Source organism: Pseudomonas sp. 05N434, assembly GCF_056396965.1.
The window spans coordinates 1-531 of sequence record NZ_JBFTMK010001072.1 but is presented as its reverse complement, the minus strand read 5'-3'; the positions used below and the strand labels follow the sequence as shown (position 1 = coordinate 531).

Below are 531 nucleotides of genomic sequence, written 5' to 3'. Positions count from 1 at the left end.
CCACGAGCGCAGGTATTGATCTGATTGGCGCAGGTTATGCCCTTGGCGCCGGTGTCTGCTGGGCGTTGTACATTCTGTTCGGCCAGAAGGCCGGTGCCGACAATGGCGTGCAGACCGCCGCATTGGGCGTGATGATTGCTGCACTGTTCGTAGCCCCCATCGGTATCGTCCATGCTGGTGCTGCGCTGCTGACACCCTCGCTGATTCCCGTGGCCATCGGGGTCGCGATTCTGTCCACTGCCCTGCCCTACACCCTGGAGATGGTCGCCCTCACACGGCTGCCGGCCCGGACCTTCGGCACATTGATGAGTATCGAGCCCGCGTTCGGTGCACTGTCCGGCCTGTTGTTCCTCCATGAATACCTTTCCCTGTCTCAGTGGATGGCAATCCTGTGCATCATTCTGGCGTCCGTCGGCGCAACCATGACCATGGGGAGCACCGCCAAGCCCGCAGTTGCGGCGGATTGATACGAGATTTGACGAGGGTCTAGTATTTACCGCTCATTTAGGCCATGTTTAGGCCACGTAACTC

At 59.9% G+C, this 531-nt stretch carries 1 protein-coding gene; it reads left to right on the top strand.

The window, feature by feature from the left end:
• Nucleotides 1-467 (top strand): EamA family transporter (locus AC1DLB_RS31775; protein WP_477786504.1); only part of this gene is annotated, 467 nt, incomplete at its 5' end.
• Nucleotides 468-531 lie beyond the last annotated feature (64 nt).